This is a genomic window from Paenibacillus sp. FSL P2-0173 (genome assembly GCF_038008045.1).
GTDB lineage: Bacteria > Bacillota > Bacilli > Paenibacillales > Paenibacillaceae > Paenibacillus > Paenibacillus polymyxa_B.
In genome coordinates this window covers 94,458-111,608 of sequence record NZ_JBBOYK010000007.1, presented here as the reverse complement: position 1 = coordinate 111,608, position 17,151 = coordinate 94,458, and the positions used below count along the sequence as shown (strand labels likewise).

Sequence of the window (17,151 nt, the reverse complement as noted above, 5' to 3'; positions counted from 1 at the left end):
ACCCCATCAGGGCAGGCACTGCGGGACCTTTGGAAATCCTCGCCTCGGTAATATCTTCCTGTATCAGCCTTTATCATTATCGCGCAACCTGGAACTCACGAACATGGCGAAAGTATTACGACCCTATAAAAAAACAAAAAAAGACACAGGAGAAGCGTATTTGCTTCCCTTGTGTCTTTCTTTCTATAGTTAACTGTCGCGTTCGTATCTTAGGCCTGATCCACTAGGATGTTTTTTCGAAAACGGGATCAACGCTCGGTAGTGGAAGTTGTGGAACGTCTGTCGTTGTAGAAGCGGTCTGCTGGTGTGTATAGCTGAATGAAGGGGTCTCGTATTGCAATCCCGCCTTTTCATAGGTAAACCAATAGCTGACAGCCTTCCCGATATCGAGGTCTGTAATCCGCTGCTCCCAGACACCGCCGTTGTTTGTCATTCGGTAATTGAGCTGTTGTCCACCAGTTAAAGTATAATGCACGTCAACATAGGCCGAGGCTGTTTTGGGTGTAAATTGAAGCAATGCTTCATGATCGCTGACAAAGCGAGCTCCTACTTTATAATCCTCCGTTTCTCCACCACCCTCATTACCGCCAGATGCTGGGTCTGTCGTTACCCCTACCGCATTGCTTGCTGCAGATAGGTTACCAGCTGCATCGCGAGCCTTAACGGTAAAGCTGTAAGTGGAAGCTGCATTCAGCCCTGTAATTGAAGCGGAAGTACCGCTTATCTCTGCGGCCTGAGCCCCGTTCTTATAAACGATATAACCCGTAACGCCAACATTGTCTGTAGCTGCATCCCACTCCAGAGTGACTACCGAAGCCGTTTTGGTCGTAGCTCGAACATTCGCCGGGATGGACGGAGCCTCCGTATCAGGTTGCGGATTGCCACCGCCGCTTCCATTTCCGGTATTAAAGCTATTCGGCTGCACGGTAATACTGTGCCCATCTGAGAAGGTTACTGTTTTGACTTGGTTTGTAAAATTGTAGGCCACATAAGTTTTTACACCGTTTTTATGAAATACGGCATAAATAGGTGAATTAGCAGTGATGCTGCGGTCGATGTTGCCTAAAGCATCCAAATTGTAGATCCAGTGGTAGGCATTCGCCTTGGAATTCCCCGCTTCCGGTGTCATGGCCGCTACGCGTGCACTGAATTTGGCCTTGGCATCGGACGGATCCGAGATCGCTCTGTACATATACACAATATCTTCCCATGGACTGAAATTCCCACCGCTTTTTCGCAGCAGATCGTTATAATTTTTAGCTGCATAATCTGAATACTGCGTCAGATACAAGGAAGCCGAGGTGATCGGTAGCCAGTTGATACCATGAACCTCTGCGGCATTATTGGTCCACCATGTTGCATTCCCTACGGTTTTACCACCCCAGATCATGCTTGCCGTCGCGCTTTGCATCCCTGCAGGGGTGTTTGTGCCATGCACATCAAACCAGTATTCGTTAATCGCATTCATTTCCGTTGTGTATAGATAGATGCCCAGATCACGAGTTTGAGTATTTCCCGTCGCCTCGCCCCATAAAATAAGACCTGCCCAAGCATTCATCGCTTCCGAGGAGGATTCATTGTTGTTGCCATCACCAAATTTGGCATGGCCGGAAGCCCAGGTATGCCCGGCATAGGGATCAAAATTACGCAAATACGGAAATTTCGAATCAGACCTGTCGATATTGGCGATGTCGCGAATGAGCAGCTGTACCATCTGCCCCCATTGGGAATTGGATGCCCAGCTCTTGTCCACACGTGCAATTTCGGCTGCGGCCTTGATAAAGTATCCATAATGGAAGTGATGGTCATTTAATTCTACCGCACTGCCAAAGCTGTCGGGATAACCGATCAGTGTCCCCCAATTGTTGTTATACACAAATAGACTGGAGCTTTTCAGATTACCCGAGCTGTCACTGGCCTTAAACCAGTCCTGCAGCCGGCTTTTGATCTCATTGCGGAACTGGGTCGCTGCTGCGGTATTGCCAGCCTGGTCGGCAATCGGCGCCAGCGCTGCTAGCTTGCCCAGACGTTTTCCAGTCCAGTACGTGTCTCTATCGCCGGAGTAGACTTCCGCTTTCGCTTCGTCTATATAACTGTTGAGCGTATTTTTATCGTAGGACCCCAAGTCGGGCAGGGAAGGCAGTACCCCTGTAAACTTCATTTTCGTTTGAAAAGAAGCACCTTCTGCTGTTTTCATCAGACCGCGTACAGAATTGTACGTATAGCCTAGCAGGGGTTGTGATGAATTTTTCCACTGATGCGGGTATAAGGCAAAAATAGTACCGCTTTGCGTGCCTTCCTTCGCTGTTGTCGCAACAGTAAAGGTGGTCGTCACCTCGGAAGAGGCTTCGTTATAGCTGTACTGTGCTTTGGAGTTTGTAACGAAAGAATAGGCGTATTGCTGAAATTTGTCCAATGTCGCGGTTGCTTTGTCAGGCAAAGCGGCCACTGTAAAATAGTTTTTCCCGTTCAATTGATTGATCAGAGTACTCGTTCCGAGGCCAGACCAGGTGCTGCCGGAAGGACCAAACAGACCATAGTGTGAGCCATTAACCGTAATGCCAAGCACAGGGGAACTAGCTGACCCAGACCAAACCTCTGGCACCCCATTAAATGAAAGCTTGGGATTGCCACCGCCAAACTCAAAAAAAACATAGGGGGAGCCGTGTCCATAGGTAGCACTCATTTTATTGCTGCCGCTTTGAAATAATGATTTGACAAACCAGTCGCTGAAACCGTCCACCTTGGCATCAGGAAATGAAGCGCTTACAGAATGACCGACGGAAAAATCGTTCACATCATCCATCCAACCTGCGATGTATCCCGGATTTACCGTAATTTTCCCACTCGGGTTAAAGATGCGTAAACCGTTTTGCTGATTTTTCAAGGCAAGGGGATGCGGATATTGAGCCTCGGAGTACGGTACCCAGGCGAGGCTGCTCCACCAGTCATTGGTAGGCATTGGGCTGTTTACATTCGCTGTTTTGTAAATCTCGTTTTGCGGTGTTGCTGCTCCGGCAGGTAGTGTGGTTGAATATGAGCCAGCGCCTTGTGTGACCTCACCCGAAAAGGCTTTAGTAGAAACCGGTGCAGCTAAAAATATCAGACTGGCACTTAACAAGCATAATAACGTTTTTTTCACAACCTACATCCTCCTTTGAATTCTATAATCCCTTTCACTGCAAGGCTTTTCCCTTCTCTTCCAAGTTGATTTCAACTTCATTGTGCTTGATCTCAATTTCCAGGTCAATCCTTTTATTTCTATATTCTAACTAAACGAGGCGAAAGTCTCTAAAAATACATGAGAAACCAGGACGAAAAACCCAAGCATGTGTAATTATGTTATCTCGAATTCACCCCATTAGACATTTACCCTATGAGTTATTCATCCCATTAATCATTCACCCTAATAAACGTTTAGTATATAAAAAAAGAATCCTCCAGGCCTTGTAGCCCTTCAGATTCTCTGTTCTTTTAAGTATATAAGCTTTTAAGTATATAAGCTTTTGAGTCCTTTTGCCTTTCCCATGCTCCACACCATTTCGAAAAAATGAGTGACTTTGCGGTGGGCAGTAGCGGAGCGAAGGGGTTGAATCTGGAGAAGCGTAAGCGTTCGCCTTTGCAGTGGGATTCTTACCTTTAAATGTCTTATACAATCCGAAGAATCCCACTGCAACAGCGATCGGAAGATCAACCCCTTAGTGGAGTGCCTTCTCCCCCGCAAACAACACTCATTTTTCCCGCTCAAAATACCCTTCTAGTTTCCAGTCTACACCAACCTGTGTCACGCTCAAATCATGCAATGCCACCGCATCGCTCATCGCAGACACGCCCTCTCCCCCGAGAAATCCCGGGGCTGCGCGTCCTCCAACCAGCTTTGGTGCCATGTACAGCACCAGCTTGTCTGCCAGCCCTTGCTGCACGAAGGAAGCGTTCACCTCGGCTCCGCCTTCCACGAACACCGATGATACCTCTGCCGCACCCAAAATATCCAGCATTTGCGGCAGGTTAACCCGATCGCTGTTTTCATCCTGAGTCGGAAATACCTTTACACCTAGCTGTTCCAACTGGCTACGCTTGCCTTCATCATAAGCGCGTCCTGTGAATATCCAGGTAGGCGCCTCCCCATCTGTAATGACACGGGCATCCAATGGAATACGAAGCTTGCTATCCAAAATGATACGAATCGGATTCCGTCCTTCTGATAGACGAGTCGTAAGCTGAGGATTATCGTGAATCACCGTCTGTACACCGACCAGGATTCCCACATGCTCGTTACGAAGACGATGCACATCCTCCCGTGCAGCCTCAGATGTAATCCATTTGCTTTCCGAGGTCCGGGTTGCAATTTTACCGTCCAGTGTTACTGCCGATTTGATCGTAATAAAAGGACGCTTGCTCACAATATATTGATTGAACACTTCATTCATGCGGATGGATTCCTGCTCACATACTCCGACAATGACCTCAATGCCCGCATCTTTCAAAATCTGTACCCCTCTGCCGGAAACCAGCGGGTTCGGGTCCAGCGCTGCAACCACCACCCGACGAATGCCTGCCTTCACAATGGCTTCCGCGCACGGGCCTGTCCGACCGTGATGAGAACACGGCTCCAGCGTTACGTAAATTGTCGCTCCCTGAGCGTGTTCACCCGCCATACGCAACGCATGAATCTCGGCATGTGGCTCGCCGGGCTTCAGATGAGCGCCGATCCCAACGATACGACCGTTGTTGACAATGACTGATCCGACGAGCGGATTCGGCTCTGTTTGCCCTTTAGCACTTCTGGCATTTTCCAGTGCCAGGCGCATATATTTTTCGTGAGTGGTCATAGAACCTCCCTGAGATCGGAATCCCGCAAATGGCCGGATCGTTCCACTTTTGTATTCAAATACCGTTCATTATATTGCGACACATCGCCCCAGAGCGGCATGCGACCCGCCACATTCATACCCGATTTCTTCAAGGCATCCAGTTTTTTGGGATTATTTGTGATCAGGGTTACCGGTTTTTGTCTCAGGTGACGGAGCACACTAATGGCGTCTGCATAGTTGCGGGTATCATCTTCAAAACCCAATTGGTGGTTGGCTTCTACAGTATCCATGCCTTCTTCCTGCAGAATATAAGCCATTGCTTTACTAAACAAACCGATTCCGCGGCCTTCATGGTTAGCCAGATAGAACAATGCACCCGTTCCATGTTCCACAATCATTTTCATGGACTGATGGAGTTGAAATCCGCAATCACAACGCTTGCTACCAAAAATATCTCCAGTATGGCAAATACTATGCATGCGAACTAATGCATTTTCCGACTGTTGAAGATCGCCATACACCAAAACGCTTGACTGTTGTCCCTCTGCCAAATCCAGTGTGGACAATCGCTTCACAATCGTCTCAGCGGTGGCATTCAGTAAGTCCTGACGATCTTCCTCATCCCGTACAGGCAACCAGCAGTACCACTGAAAAACAACCGTTTCTCCTTCCAAATTAACTGGTAGCTTGATCGGTCCTACTAAAATCGTCGAAGATTGCTCTCCGCGAACGGTTTGAATTTTATCGTTAAGTAGCGTAGCTACATCTTTTGGGTTCATCTCTCTGCACCATCCTTTATATAAACTCTATATATGAAAATTCCGGTAATTCATGTTGTTGTCAGGATTTATATCCTTTGATTATCGGCTTGTAAGAAATGTTCATGAAACGTGGATTCCATCGTCAGCTGCCGTCCCTGAAGCTCGGTGACAGCCTGTCGCCGTCCGTCTTCGAACGCCTTTAGGTCTCCTGCGGTATAGCTCTTCTGTCGTAAACGAAGAAGCTCACTGGCTAGCACATCGGCATCCTTCAAAGCTGCATTCAAGCCAAAAGCTCCGGTAGGTGTCATGGTATGCGCCGCATCTCCAATAAGGACCAGCCCGTTCTGCGCCCAGGTGTCACTGCGACTGCTGAAAATATCCAACGGTACGAAGTCCTTCCATGAACGAATGTGATCATGCACACTATGCTTCAAATCCGGAAAAGCCTCGGTAAGCAGTTGTATAAAGGGTTCAAAGGATTGCTTAAACAGGGTTGGAAAGCTACCTTCCTCCACATTCCAGCCAATTTGAATATAGCCCTCAGCCTGCGAGAATAAAGCCAACTGCCCTCCGTTGACCCGTGCCAGACGAGTGACGGGCTCCCACCCAGCAGGTGCTGTGATTTTCGCCCATAGCAGATCATAGCCGTGTCGAATGTTTGTCACAGGCATCTGCGCCAGCTTGCGCACAGTCGAATAGCGACCGTCTGCCCCTACAATCAACGAACTGTCAATCGTGATCTCATGACCGTTCTTATCGCGGGCGGCCAAGCCCGTGTACCCCTGCTCGCTCTTACCTTCCAAGGTAGTCACAGTTGTACCCGCCAGGTAACGGAAGGACTCGTAGGTTGACGCCTGCTTGAGCAGAGCCTCCAAAAATCGAGGCTGTGGAATATGAACCCCCACATTACCATCTACTGATGCTGGCTTGACCGTCTTCACTTGCTGCTGATGCTCCCAATATTCGATTCTTGTAGAGGCGAGAACATAGTCCTTATGAATTTGTTCGAGCAGCTTATGCTTTTGGATCACTTCCTGACCCTCATCATTCAAGATTTCACCGCGGAAAGCCTTTCCCGCTATGCTCTGCCGCTCAATCAATATCGTGGATACACCCTGCGCCGCCAGTAGACAGGACAACAAAGTTCCTGCGGGTCCCCCTCCAACTACGCACACTTCACATTCCAACTTCATCTGACTTCCCCCTACGCCCAAACCATCACCATAACGATTAGTTCGTATCTGTTCATTTAATTACATCATTAATAATATCAAAAATAATATCAAATTAAGTTCAAATTTTAAGTATTCATATCTCAAGCTCCGTATCAAAGCCAACAAGTTACTTTATGTAACAAAGTATATTTATATCACACCATTTCGTCAAGTAATAAATTTATGTAAAGTAAAATCATTTACTTTTAACAGTGGATCGTTAATAATAGGAGCATGAGGTGATCACATGAACATTCCGCAGATGTGCCCACGGTTTGAAAAAGCTATGGAGCTACTGAGTAAGCGTTGGACGGTGTTGATCGTATTTCAACTAACTAATGGTCCGCAACGTTTCGTCGCTATTGAGAATTCAATCCCTAATTTAAGTGGAAAGGTCCTTTCCGACCGTCTAAAAGAGCTGGAGGAAGAAGGAATCATACAACGTATGGTTTATCCTGAGAAGCCTGTACGGATTGAATACTCTCTTACAGATAAGGGACGCGATTTAGCTCCTTTGTTTGACCATATCGGTACTTGGGCTACACGCTGGATTGAGGTTCTACCAGCACTTGAAAAGCAATGATCCATATGGGCTACAGCTATTTTTCCTAAACTAACATGATAAAAACACACAGACTGCTAACATGCCAAAGAACGCCTTTGCTCTAAGTACAATTTGTACTCATAGTGCAAGGCGTTCTATTTTTCATATGAAGGAACTTTATTGATTCACCTACATATCGATTCCATTATTTAAACGTTTCCCTCACCGCTACGTTGCATTTCCTCACGAATGGATTGCACCCGTTTTTTCCCCCAGTCATACATCATCTCCACAATGGGTAAAATCGTCATTCCCAGCTCGGTCATCGAATACTCCACCTTTGGAGGTACCTCGGGATACACTTCCCGGTGCACAATACCGTCCTCCATCAACTCCCGCAGTTGATTGGTCAGCACTTTATGCGACAGCTTCGGAAACAGCCTTTGCAGGTCACTGAAACGGTGCGCCCCTTCTACACCCAGATGCCATAAAATGACGACCTTCCACTTTCCGCTTAAGACCGAAAGGGTCAGTTCCTTTTCGCAGTTATAGTCTCCGTTGACGATCTTCTCCCGTATTTCTTCTCTTAGCGTATCGGACATATATCAATTAACTCCTTCTAAATCATCATGGTCTTGCACTCTAATAGTAACCTGCAGGTAACCTCCGTACTTGAAAGTGCATTCTTCACAGCCTGACGAAGCCATCCTACAATAGTAGATATCGTTTCACATTCAAGGAGGAATGAAGTATGAGTAAAAAAGCTCTTTTTATTATACCCCCAGAGCGCTTTAATGAGGATGAATTGTTTAAACCGAAGGAAGCGCTGGAGCAAGCAGGTGTTACTGTGACGCTAGCTAGTACAAAAACAGGCGAAATCATAGGTGACTACAACGGTAAAGCGACAGCTGATCTTGTTTTTACTGACGCTGTGCTGGCTGATTATGATGTGGTATCTGTGATCGGCGGATCAGGAACGAATGACTATCTTTGGAATAACGCGGATCTCCAAGCTCTGCTGAAACAAACTTATGAGCAAAAGAAACTATTGGCTGGCATCTGCGCAGGCTCTGTAGCCGTGGCTCAAACTGGACTGCTCTCCGGCAGAACGGCTACATGTTATCCTGTGGATGTACAAAAGGACCAGCTCCAATCGCATCAAGCCGAATATGTGGCACAGCATGTCGTTGCGCATAGCGACATTATTACAGCCGACGGTCCAGATGGTGCACAGGACTTCGGCGCAGCACTTGTCAAAGCCCTGCAATAAGCACATCTTTGAGGTTCTAGGTGGGCACTTTAAACAGCACTCCAAAAAGCCGCATCGCGTCCTTTCTTTTGTATGGGACCCGATGCGGCTTCTTTGTGCCATTTTCATGCTTAAGTGATTAATTTAATTGTATGGTCCTGGATTTTCGTGTTAGCTTTAAAAAATCGACGTTTAGTATAGGAGGCTTATATGCCGTGTTTATGAAAGGCAAAATCCATTTACATCAGGTAACGTCCGAATCGTTGCGACTGGGCGCCTTACTATCATTAGTAGGGGGCTTTTTGGACACATATACCTTTGTTGGGAGAGGCGGTGTGTTCGCCAACGCACAGACAGGTAATATCGTGCTGCTGGCTGTCAAAGCCATTGAAGGGCACTGGATTCAGGCGTTAGCCTTTATCCCGCCCCTAATTGCCTTTTCACTGGGCGTTTTTGTTGCAGAATGGATTAAAAGAAAATCAACTCACCGTTTAACTCCAGACTGGGCCCGCGCTATTCTTTTACTGGAAATTGCAATTTTTTTCATCGTGGGATTGATTCCACAAGGAGTTCCCAATACGGTAGTGGTGGTGATCGTCTCGTTCGTCGCTTCTGTACAAATGACTTCCTTCCGCAAGCTCATTGATGTGCCGTACACCTCCACGGTCAGCACCGGTAACCTTCGATCAGCTATCGAGGCTGTGTATGTCGCTGTAACGACCAAGGACACGAACGCTGCCATTCGAGCGATGCGTTATGGTGTCATCCTGGCTGCCTTCTTGGTAGGAGCCTTGCTGGGGGGATTTCTGACTTTGACGATTGGGGATAAAGCCGTTTGGGGCGCTGTTGTTGCACTTATTTTTTCTTTTATTTTATTTACAGAAGAGGAAAAGTGGAAGCTGCCGCTTCGTCACTAATCCTCCATTACATCAGCCCTGAATGAACTGCCGCTGGGCCGTTTCGAAGAAATTCAAGAGGTCATTGCGGGACGAAAATGCTGCCTGAGCAGATTGGTTGCTACCGCCCCCTTTGCCCTGAAACGCGCCCAGATTTTCCTTTAAATACGCTCCGCAGCTAATGGAATGGGTACCATTATGTGCAAGAATGATTTTGTTTTCGGCTGTTGTGGCAAATAAAACAAGCAGATCATGCTCAGCGGTCAGCTTGGCAGCCAATTGCTGCATCTCCTGAATGGATTTTTGTTCGAATACATGAGCAAGAACATGCCCCTGCACAGCAGATAGCAACTCTTTCGCCTGGTACGATGCATTTTCCTCTTGCAAGAACTCCACTTGCGCCTTGAGCTGCTTATGCTCCTGCTCCCACTTTTCGAATCGAGTCAAAATATCCTTTCGTCCAGTATTGAACTTCGTAGATAACACGTCCAAAATCCGAACACTCTCATTAAAGTCCTGGAGTGCGCGAGCACCACATTTGAAATGGATTCTCGCCATCCCTTTTTGCTTTTCCCATTTCAAGCATTTAATCATTCCAATTTCCCCGGTCTGAGCTACATGAGTACCGCCGCAAGCATTATATTCAATGCCCTCGATCTCGACAATCCGAATATTTTCCGTCACTTTGGGCGTTTTCACCAGCGGAATATCCTTCAATTGCTCACTGGTTACAAAAAAACTTTTTATGTTGCGATTACTATAGATTTGCTGATTTACTTCCTGTTCGATTGCCGATAGCTGCGCAGGTGTTACATCCGAACAGTTCACATCAATCGTGGCATATTCTTGTCCCAGATGAAAGCTTTCAGTACGCGCACCCAACAACTCCAGACAAACCGCTGACAGCAAATGCTGTCCGCTATGCTGCTGCATATGGTCAAATCTGCGCTCCCAATCCAATTGGCAGGCTACTTTCCTATCCTCCGGCAAACGCTCTACCTGATGCCAAATATCCCCATCTTCGAGAACAACATCTAATACACGGACGCCCTGAATTGTTCCTGTATCACAAGGCTGGCCTCCGCCATGCGGATAAAAGGCCGTTTCCTCCAGCATAACCAAATATTTTCCGTCTCTTTCCATGCTCTGTGTAATATGAGTGTCCCACTCCGTAAGATTTGGAGCAGTGTAGTATAATTTTGTCGTCATTCCAGATTCCTCACTTTTGGGTTCTTTGTCTCGTACGATATCCACTTATTATCAAGCACTTCATTGTAAATATCAATGTAGGGAAAAGCTTGAACCATGGCACGAACAACTGTAGAAAGAAAATAAAGTACTAGACTGGATATGTTGGTCCCACGCGACATTTCGAATTATAAAACCGTCAGATCTCGTAAAAAAAGTATTAGACTGGCCCCAGCTATAAAAACAGCGGCAGCCGTGGACGAGAAAATAAAGTCCTAGACTGTCGCTGTTTTATTGAACTAAAGTTCTCCGTTAGTATAACAATGCATCATCTTTACGGTTCCCGAAGGAGTTAATGCACAATGAGGACTGGGCAACTTGATAGCTGTGAAACCTTGTGGCTGACACTTCCAAGCATCATTTCTTTTATGCCACTTAGCCTACGGCTTCCAATAATAATGAGTTGCTGCTTGGAATCTCTTGCATAATTTAATATTTCATGTGCAGGATCTCCCTTAAGATGAAGTGTTTCCGGGTTAATCCCCGCAGATTCTAATTTGGATTTGGCTTGTTGCAACTGTTCCAAACTCGCTTTCTCCATTTCGTTCAATATTTCTTCCAAGAAATGCCCTGGTAAATATGTCATGCCATTCGATACATATTCCTGGCTGACATTAACCAAGGTAACTTGAGTTTGTTTGTTTCGAGCTATTTCAACGGTTGCATCGAGGAGTTTGTTCGTTATTTCAGCTTTATCAATTGCCACAATAATTTTGTCAAACATATTTATCGTCCTTTCCGTGGCAGCTCGTAACTATTTCGGCTACCTACAAAACGGTTTCTTGCTGCTCCTATACCGACTAAAAAGAGTAAGACCGAAGCGCCAAGCAGAATGAAAAGTGGCAGATTCCAACTATTTGTCGCATCATGCAGAAATCCTATAAGGGCAGGACCGATTGCGGCAAGAAGATATCCGATCGATTGCGCCATGCCAGACAGTTCCGCTGCTTGATGCGCATTTTCAGTACGTAAACCGAAAAACATCATGGACAAACTAAAGGCGCAGCCTCCACCAATTCCGAGTATTATAATCCACAACAGAATGATATTGGAGCTTCCGTATAGAAGTCCGAGCGTTCCCGTTAAAAGCAAAATGATTGTGATGACCACTAACAAACGTTGGCTAGACATGCGCCCAGCAATAACGGGGACAATAAAGGTAAATGGAAGCAGAGCTAACTGCATTATCGAGAGGTACCATCCTGATTGGTTTGAGCCAATTCCTTGCTGCTTTAAAATTTCAGGCAACCATGCGATCAACACATAGAAAACCATGGACTGTATACCCATAAACAAGGTTACTTGCCAGGCAAGAGGGGATCGCCAAACATTCACATCGTTGCTGGCCATCTGTTGACTCGTCGTGGTTGTTTGCTTCGTTTGATTTCTTAATTGGGGTAACCAACAGAGAATCGATACAAAGCTTAGAATCCCCCATATTCCCAATGCTCCCTGCCATTTTAGACCTGCGTTCACGGCTAGCGGTACACTGATTCCCGATGCGATTGCTCCAAATAAACTCATTGAAATTGAGTAAACACCTGTCATGGAGCCAATTTTATTTGGGATATCCCTTTTGATTAAACTTGGCAATAATACATTACATACGGCAATTGCGAATCCAAGAATTGCTGTCCCAATATATAGATTAGCTGCGCCAGATAAAGAACGTATTACAATGCCAACAGTCAGAACGATTAGGGCAATCAAAATGATACGTTCAATCCCATACCTTCGTCCAAATTTGGGTACTAGAGGTGATAATAAAGCAAAGGCAAGCAAAGGTAGCGTTGTTATCAGGCCTGCTACTGTATTTGAAATACGAACGTCATCCCTTATGAGACTCACTAAAGGACCGACTGAGGTTAAGGGAGCACGTAAATTAGCTGCAATAATAATAATGCCGAGAATTATCAGTCCTATAGAGGATGGTACGGCTTTTATATTTTGTTTGTTCGACATTCTTCATTTCTCCTTACTAAATTCATACGTAAAATTTGTTTCCTGCTGATTGAAAAACTATGAAATAACATCCGCGCGAACAATAAAAGTATATTATAATATATTATTTTTAACAATAATTATTTTATAATATATTATTTTTAACAATAATTATTTTATAACACACATTAACTCATCTAAAAACAAAAATACAACTCTGAATTCCCGTCATGGAATTCGGAGTTGTATTTAATAAGTGGAATTTTCGACTTTTAGAAACCATACTTTAAGGATATATGGAGCACTGTTTCGCTATTCGTACGATTGGTATAAGAGTGAGGACAATCTGCACGAAAACTGATCGTATCATATTGATTCAATGTGTAAATCTCTCCATTGACTTGAATTTCAATGGAACCAGTCATTACTGTCGCAATTTCAGTTGTATTCACATGATGACCTTCAGGGTGATACGAGCTATTCGGCTGTAAGTAAGCCCGACACATTTCAATATCGTTGCTTGCGTTTTTAAAGACCGGTTCAATGATCCAATTTTTTTGATCATTAGAAAACCGCAGTCCTTCGCCTGCTCGATACAAACTAACAGGGTCTTCTGATTTCAACAAAGCTAATAGCGGTAAAGATATGCCTTTTGAAATTTTCCATATAATCGCCAAAGTTGGATTTGTATCGCCACGTTCGATATTCCCCAGAGTAAGTTTGCTTACACCCGTTAATTCCGCTAAGTCGTCTAAGCTCATGTTTTTTTCTTTTCTGTACTTTTTCAAGACACCGCCGATTTGTAATACAATTTGTTTTGATTCATCGATTTCATCCATTTGATATGCACCTCAACAAAAAACAATTATAGCTAGTATACTGTTTATCTAGACTCTTTTCCATACAATTAGTATGGGATGGTGGACTACACTCCTATGCAAAATTCTGACGTCTATGTAACTAATCTGCCAGTTAGCTTAATGAAGCATCGTCAGTCTAACACTTTATTTTTCAGTCTAATACTTTATTTTCTTTTGACAACAACCTCCATATAGTGAAAAATCCACATGACGATTAACAAAATTTAGCTTGAAATTCATTTTTGAATAGATTAAGATTAGTCGGCTAACTAATTTGTTGATTGGAACATACTGTAAGAAGAAAGGAGAACCCTATGGATTTTGATTTACGGGACTTGCCCACTCGTGAGGCGCTGCAAGAATTTTCTAAGCGTATCCCCGAGATTGATGTAAGAGCGACAGAAGCTATGCTATTTTTTATGCGAGTATCTTCCAGTGTTTTTAAAGTCAGTTTTGAGGGCTTTGAGAAGTTCGGTATATCTCATGGAAAATTTTCAATATTAATTCTCCTGTACCGCAACATCCAAACAGGATTGCTGGCTACAGAGCTTGCGGAGAAAGTAGGGGTTAGCAAGCCTACCGTTACCGGTCTGCTTGATCGCCTGGAACGCGATGGGCTTACTATGAGATCCGTACACCCTTCCGACCGCCGTATGAGCATTGTTAAACTGACCGAACAAGGAACAGAAATGATGGAAAGACTGCTGCCTACACATTTCACAAGCACTTCCACACTGATGAGCCACCTATCCACCGATGAAAAAGAGCTGCTCCTGACATTACTCCAAAAAATAGAAAGCGGCATCCCTCAAGCAAAAGAGATATATAAAGCAGCAAAGCCAGAATAAGTTTTAATTTTGCGTTTTAGTTAGCCGACTAACTTTTAAATTATTAAATAAAAGAATAAATAAAATTTACATACCAGGATATTTATTCGAGTCTATGTTTAACTCATTTTATGAATGTAAGGAGCGTATTACTCATGAATCGCACACAAGTCGCCAGCCTCATCATCCCTGTCATTTCTATTGCCTGCCTTATCGGCGGGGGGTTCCTGCTTCAGACTAACGGACAAGATCAAGTCAATGCTTCTCGATCTGTTAAAGGCACAACACTAAATGCGGATAGCATTCATGTATCGTTTGAACAAGTAGGAGGCAAAATCCTGAACATCCCGGTAACAGAAGAAACTAAGGTGAAAAAAGGAACTGTCCTTATGACTTTGGATTCCAAAGATGTGGATCTGCAAATTGAGCAGCTGCGGACACAAATCGCCCAGTTCAATACGCAAATCAGCCAACAACAACAATCCATCCATTTAGGGTATACACGAGCAGCAACTCAGGAAAAACAGGCACAGCTAGATATCGCGCAAGCTCAAGTGACTGAGAGTAAAAGTCAGGCCGCATTGCAGCGGGCACAAGCGGCTGAACGTCAAGCCACTGCTGCGGAACAACAGGTCAATAACGGGGCTCGGGATGAAGATGTTCAGCAGCAACGAATTGCCGTAGCCTCAGCCACCAAAAATGTTCAGACGGCTCAGACCAACTATAAGCGTAATAAAGCACTCTATGATGCAGGAAGTGCATCCAAAGCAGCGTTGGATGATGCCGAATCCTCTTTGACTTTAGCGACAAATCAGTTGAGCCAGCAAAAAGAGTCTCTTCAAAAGCTACTTCATGGTGCCACTTCTGAAGAACGTATGCAGGCCAGTGAACAGACGACACAAGCAGCCGTTTCGGTAAAACAAGCCGAGGAAGAAATTCGCGGTGCCCAATTGTCCGTCGATCGTTCCAAGACCCAACTGGAAACCATTCAGCAGAGTCGTCAACAGTTGGCAGATCAGAAGCTGGCTATTGACCTCTTAAAGCAACAAAAAGACACACAGGAAGTTCAGCTTAAAACGTTGCTGCTCAAAAAAGAACGCCTGGTGTTAAAAGCACCACAGGATGGCAAGGTTACTTCGATTAGTACCAAAGTCGGCGAAAATGTGGCGCAAGGGGCTCCTGTGATTACCCTGGAAACCAATGATTTATATTACGATCTCTATGTGAATGAAGAACAAGCGGGGAAATTCAAGGCCAATCAAGAAATTAAAACTCATATCTCTGGTCTCAATAAGGACCTGAAAGGTACGGTACGCTATGTAACTGCCGCACCACAATTCGCTAATGTGAAGATGTCCCGTGAAAAAGGAGAAGCAGATACCGCTACATTCCAGGTACGTGTATATGTAACAAGAGAAGCAGCTTTGCTACCAGGCATGACAGTTGAGGTGAATACAAATGAAATCTCTTCGTGATGAATGGTCGTATCTGGTTCACTCCAAGTATCCGATCATAGCTATCATCTTCCCGTTGATTGCCGTACTGGGGTATTCACTGTTGCTCCCAAGCAGCCAAATTAACGACGCTAACGTGGTAGTGGTGGATCAAGATAACACAGCTTACAGCCGTGAGTTCATTCAGAAAATAGATGCTTCCCCGTATATGAACGTAGCTGAGATTGTTTCGTATACGGACAACCCTGAACAGTATTTTTATCATGAGCAATATTTGGCTGTTATTTCCCTGCCGCATGGTTTAGAGGATAATCACAATCGTTCCCTTTCCAGCCGCGTGGGTCTCATTCTCGATAATACCAATGTTCAATCTATTACTTCGATTCGTACAGCTATGCAGGAAATTAGCGTTTCCGAGAATATGGAACTGTCTGTTCCAGCTATGTTGAAAACCGGGATGAACGCAGAACAGGCCCAAGGGGCCCTCAATGGTATCGCCTTGGAAGTGCGTTCCCTGTTTAATCCAACGAATGACTATCAGAATACGACGATACTTGCATTCACTTGTATGTTCTCTTTTATGATACTCAATATAAATAGCTTACCTCTGGTCGCTAGACTCCGGGTTTCCAAGAGGCTGGCTGCTGAGCTGCAAAATCCGTTCAACATACTACTGCGTATGCTTCCTTATACGCTGTTTTCGACGGCTGGCTTAATCTTCTCTCTCGGGATGCTTAAAGTGTTTGGAGGAGGCCGTTTCGAGGCCAATCCGATTCTCTTTATAATTCCGGTTGTCCTGTATGTATTCGGTACCGTTTGTATCAATGTCCTGGTTGCATGGGGCGCTGCACATCCAGGAATAGCCATCGGCAGAATGGTGATGATACTCATGCCTGCTTTTGTTTTATCAGGGGCTGTTCTTTCCAGATCACTGTTTCCACCTTTAGCGATTCAAATCGGTGATTTCTTCCCCTTTGTATGGATGTACAAATTCCTTCGTACCATGGGTCTGCGTGGTGCACCTTTGCAAGAGATGCTTCCCGAACTCGGTTCTCTGTTACTATATGTGGGTGTACTCTCCATGCTGGTTATCGCCAGAGCACTGTGGGAAAAACAAAAGCTGGCCAAGCAAACTGCTGGCAATGCTTCTGAAAAGGGATCACCACATCCCGTTGTTCCAGCAAGCTCAACTGGCGGCGGGTTATCTATGCAAGGGGCACCATCAGCACCTATGCATGAGCCTATAAAAGGATAGAGTCTCGTCTATAAAATAAAAAAGGGTTAAGTGCCGTCTAACGAGCCTTAACCCTTTTTCAATAATATTAACTTCCCATTGTTATCAG

At 45.1% G+C, this 17,151-nt stretch carries 15 protein-coding genes; 6 read left to right on the top strand and 9 right to left on the bottom strand.

The window, feature by feature from the left end; all coding sequences use genetic code 11:
• Positions 1–223: 223 nt before the first annotated feature.
• The 4 genes from MKX30_RS25560 to MKX30_RS25545 all read right to left on the bottom strand — a co-directional run bounded on the left by MKX30_RS25560 (position 224) and on the right by MKX30_RS25545 (position 6,768).
• Positions 224–3,142 carry a glycosyl hydrolase gene (locus MKX30_RS25560; RefSeq protein WP_341063835.1) on the bottom strand — a complete coding sequence of 973 codons (2,919 nt, stop codon included), beginning with the start codon at positions 3,140–3,142 and terminating at the stop codon, positions 224–226.
• A 589-nt stretch (positions 3,143–3,731) separates the two neighbouring features.
• Entirely contained in the window at positions 3,732–4,832 is a 1,101-nt protein-coding gene (gene ribD, locus MKX30_RS25555) for a bifunctional diaminohydroxyphosphoribosylaminopyrimidine deaminase/5-amino-6-(5-phosphoribosylamino)uracil reductase RibD (RefSeq protein ID WP_341063834.1), read from the bottom strand.
• Entirely contained in the window at positions 4,829–5,593 is a 765-nt protein-coding gene (locus MKX30_RS25550; RefSeq protein ID WP_341063833.1) for a GTP cyclohydrolase II, read from the bottom strand. The genes ribD and MKX30_RS25550 overlap by 4 nt, the downstream gene beginning before the upstream one ends.
• A 68-nt stretch (positions 5,594–5,661) precedes the next feature.
• Entirely contained in the window at positions 5,662–6,768 is a 1,107-nt protein-coding gene (locus MKX30_RS25545; RefSeq protein WP_341063832.1) for an FAD-dependent monooxygenase, read from the bottom strand.
• Positions 6,769–7,036: 268 nt separating this feature from the next.
• On the opposite strand from MKX30_RS25545, the gene MKX30_RS25540 reads away from it, so the two are divergent.
• Complete coding sequence (locus MKX30_RS25540; RefSeq protein WP_023990392.1) at positions 7,037–7,372, top strand: winged helix-turn-helix transcriptional regulator; 336 nt, start codon at positions 7,037–7,039, stop codon at positions 7,370–7,372.
• Between the two features lie 170 nt (positions 7,373–7,542).
• Here MKX30_RS25540 and MKX30_RS25535 read toward each other — a convergent pair whose 3' ends face one another.
• Positions 7,543–7,935, bottom strand: coding sequence for a winged helix-turn-helix transcriptional regulator (locus tag MKX30_RS25535; RefSeq protein ID WP_013312050.1), 393 nt, complete (start codon positions 7,933–7,935; stop codon positions 7,543–7,545).
• Between the two features lie 149 nt (positions 7,936–8,084).
• Between MKX30_RS25535 and MKX30_RS25530 the strand changes: the two genes are divergently transcribed.
• Together MKX30_RS25530 and MKX30_RS25525 are read left to right on the top strand one after the other, a co-directional pair.
• A complete protein-coding gene (locus MKX30_RS25530; RefSeq protein WP_075154781.1) occupies positions 8,085–8,603 on the top strand; it encodes a DJ-1/PfpI family protein in 519 nt (172 codons plus the stop codon).
• Positions 8,604–8,797: 194 nt separating this feature from the next.
• Positions 8,798–9,499, top strand: coding sequence for a YoaK family protein (locus MKX30_RS25525; protein WP_075154782.1), 702 nt, complete (start codon positions 8,798–8,800; stop codon positions 9,497–9,499).
• Positions 9,500–9,511: 12 nt separating this feature from the next.
• Here MKX30_RS25525 and MKX30_RS25520 read toward each other — a convergent pair whose 3' ends face one another.
• From MKX30_RS25520 to MKX30_RS25505, 4 genes are all read right to left on the bottom strand, one after another.
• Positions 9,512–10,687, bottom strand: a complete 1,176-nt coding sequence (locus MKX30_RS25520; RefSeq protein WP_053326139.1) for an alanyl-tRNA editing protein — start codon at positions 10,685–10,687, stop codon at positions 9,512–9,514.
• Positions 10,688–11,018: 331 nt separating this feature from the next.
• Complete coding sequence (locus MKX30_RS25515; protein WP_075154783.1) at positions 11,019–11,450, bottom strand: universal stress protein; 432 nt, start codon at positions 11,448–11,450, stop codon at positions 11,019–11,021.
• A gap of 2 nt (positions 11,451–11,452) precedes the next feature.
• Complete coding sequence (locus tag MKX30_RS25510; RefSeq protein WP_028541778.1) at positions 11,453–12,688, bottom strand: CynX/NimT family MFS transporter; 1,236 nt, start codon at positions 12,686–12,688, stop codon at positions 11,453–11,455.
• Positions 12,689–12,939: 251 nt separating this feature from the next.
• The gene (locus MKX30_RS25505) at positions 12,940–13,506 is read right to left on the bottom strand and encodes a helix-turn-helix domain-containing protein (protein ID WP_023990398.1); all 567 of its coding nucleotides are present in this window, start codon (positions 13,504–13,506) and stop codon (positions 12,940–12,942) included.
• Positions 13,507–13,841: 335 nt separating this feature from the next.
• On the opposite strand from MKX30_RS25505, the gene MKX30_RS25500 reads away from it, so the two are divergent.
• The 3 genes from MKX30_RS25500 (at position 13,842) to MKX30_RS25490 (ending at position 17,063) form a co-directional block, all read left to right on the top strand.
• Positions 13,842–14,375 (top strand): MarR family winged helix-turn-helix transcriptional regulator, encoded by a 534-nt coding sequence (locus tag MKX30_RS25500; RefSeq protein ID WP_023990399.1) that lies wholly within the window; start codon positions 13,842–13,844, stop codon positions 14,373–14,375.
• 134 nt (positions 14,376–14,509) lie between these two features.
• The gene (locus tag MKX30_RS25495) at positions 14,510–15,829 is read left to right on the top strand and encodes an HlyD family secretion protein (RefSeq protein WP_023990400.1); all 1,320 of its coding nucleotides are present in this window, start codon (positions 14,510–14,512) and stop codon (positions 15,827–15,829) included.
• Entirely contained in the window at positions 15,813–17,063 is a 1,251-nt protein-coding gene (locus MKX30_RS25490) for an ABC transporter permease (RefSeq protein ID WP_023990401.1), read from the top strand. The genes MKX30_RS25495 and MKX30_RS25490 overlap by 17 nt, the downstream gene beginning before the upstream one ends.
• Positions 17,064–17,151: the final 88 nt, after the last annotated feature.

What these genes read in the sequence shown, in the direction of transcription:
- MKX30_RS25515 (WP_075154783.1), bottom strand. Translation starts at nt 11,450, where the DNA reads ATGTTTGACAAAATTATTGTGGCAATTGATAAAGCTGAAATAACGAAC.
- MKX30_RS25495 (WP_023990400.1), top strand. Translation starts at nt 14,510, where the DNA reads ATGAATCGCACACAAGTCGCCAGCCTCATCATCCCTGTCATTTCTATT.
- MKX30_RS25520 (WP_053326139.1), bottom strand. Translation starts at nt 10,687, where the DNA reads ATGACGACAAAATTATACTACACTGCTCCAAATCTTACGGAGTGGGAC.
- MKX30_RS25545 (WP_341063832.1), bottom strand. Translation starts at nt 6,768, where the DNA reads ATGAAGTTGGAATGTGAAGTGTGCGTAGTTGGAGGGGGACCCGCAGGA.
- MKX30_RS25535 (WP_013312050.1), bottom strand. Translation starts at nt 7,935, where the DNA reads ATGTCCGATACGCTAAGAGAAGAAATACGGGAGAAGATCGTCAACGGA.
- MKX30_RS25530 (WP_075154781.1), top strand. Translation starts at nt 8,085, where the DNA reads ATGAGTAAAAAAGCTCTTTTTATTATACCCCCAGAGCGCTTTAATGAG.
- MKX30_RS25500 (WP_023990399.1), top strand. Translation starts at nt 13,842, where the DNA reads ATGGATTTTGATTTACGGGACTTGCCCACTCGTGAGGCGCTGCAAGAA.
- ribD (WP_341063834.1), bottom strand. Translation starts at nt 4,832, where the DNA reads ATGACCACTCACGAAAAATATATGCGCCTGGCACTGGAAAATGCCAGA.
- MKX30_RS25490 (WP_023990401.1), top strand. Translation starts at nt 15,813, where the DNA reads ATGAAATCTCTTCGTGATGAATGGTCGTATCTGGTTCACTCCAAGTAT.
- MKX30_RS25505 (WP_023990398.1), bottom strand. Translation starts at nt 13,506, where the DNA reads ATGGATGAAATCGATGAATCAAAACAAATTGTATTACAAATCGGCGGT.
- MKX30_RS25550 (WP_341063833.1), bottom strand. Translation starts at nt 5,593, where the DNA reads ATGAACCCAAAAGATGTAGCTACGCTACTTAACGATAAAATTCAAACC.
- MKX30_RS25540 (WP_023990392.1), top strand. Translation starts at nt 7,037, where the DNA reads ATGAACATTCCGCAGATGTGCCCACGGTTTGAAAAAGCTATGGAGCTA.
- MKX30_RS25510 (WP_028541778.1), bottom strand. Translation starts at nt 12,688, where the DNA reads ATGTCGAACAAACAAAATATAAAAGCCGTACCATCCTCTATAGGACTG.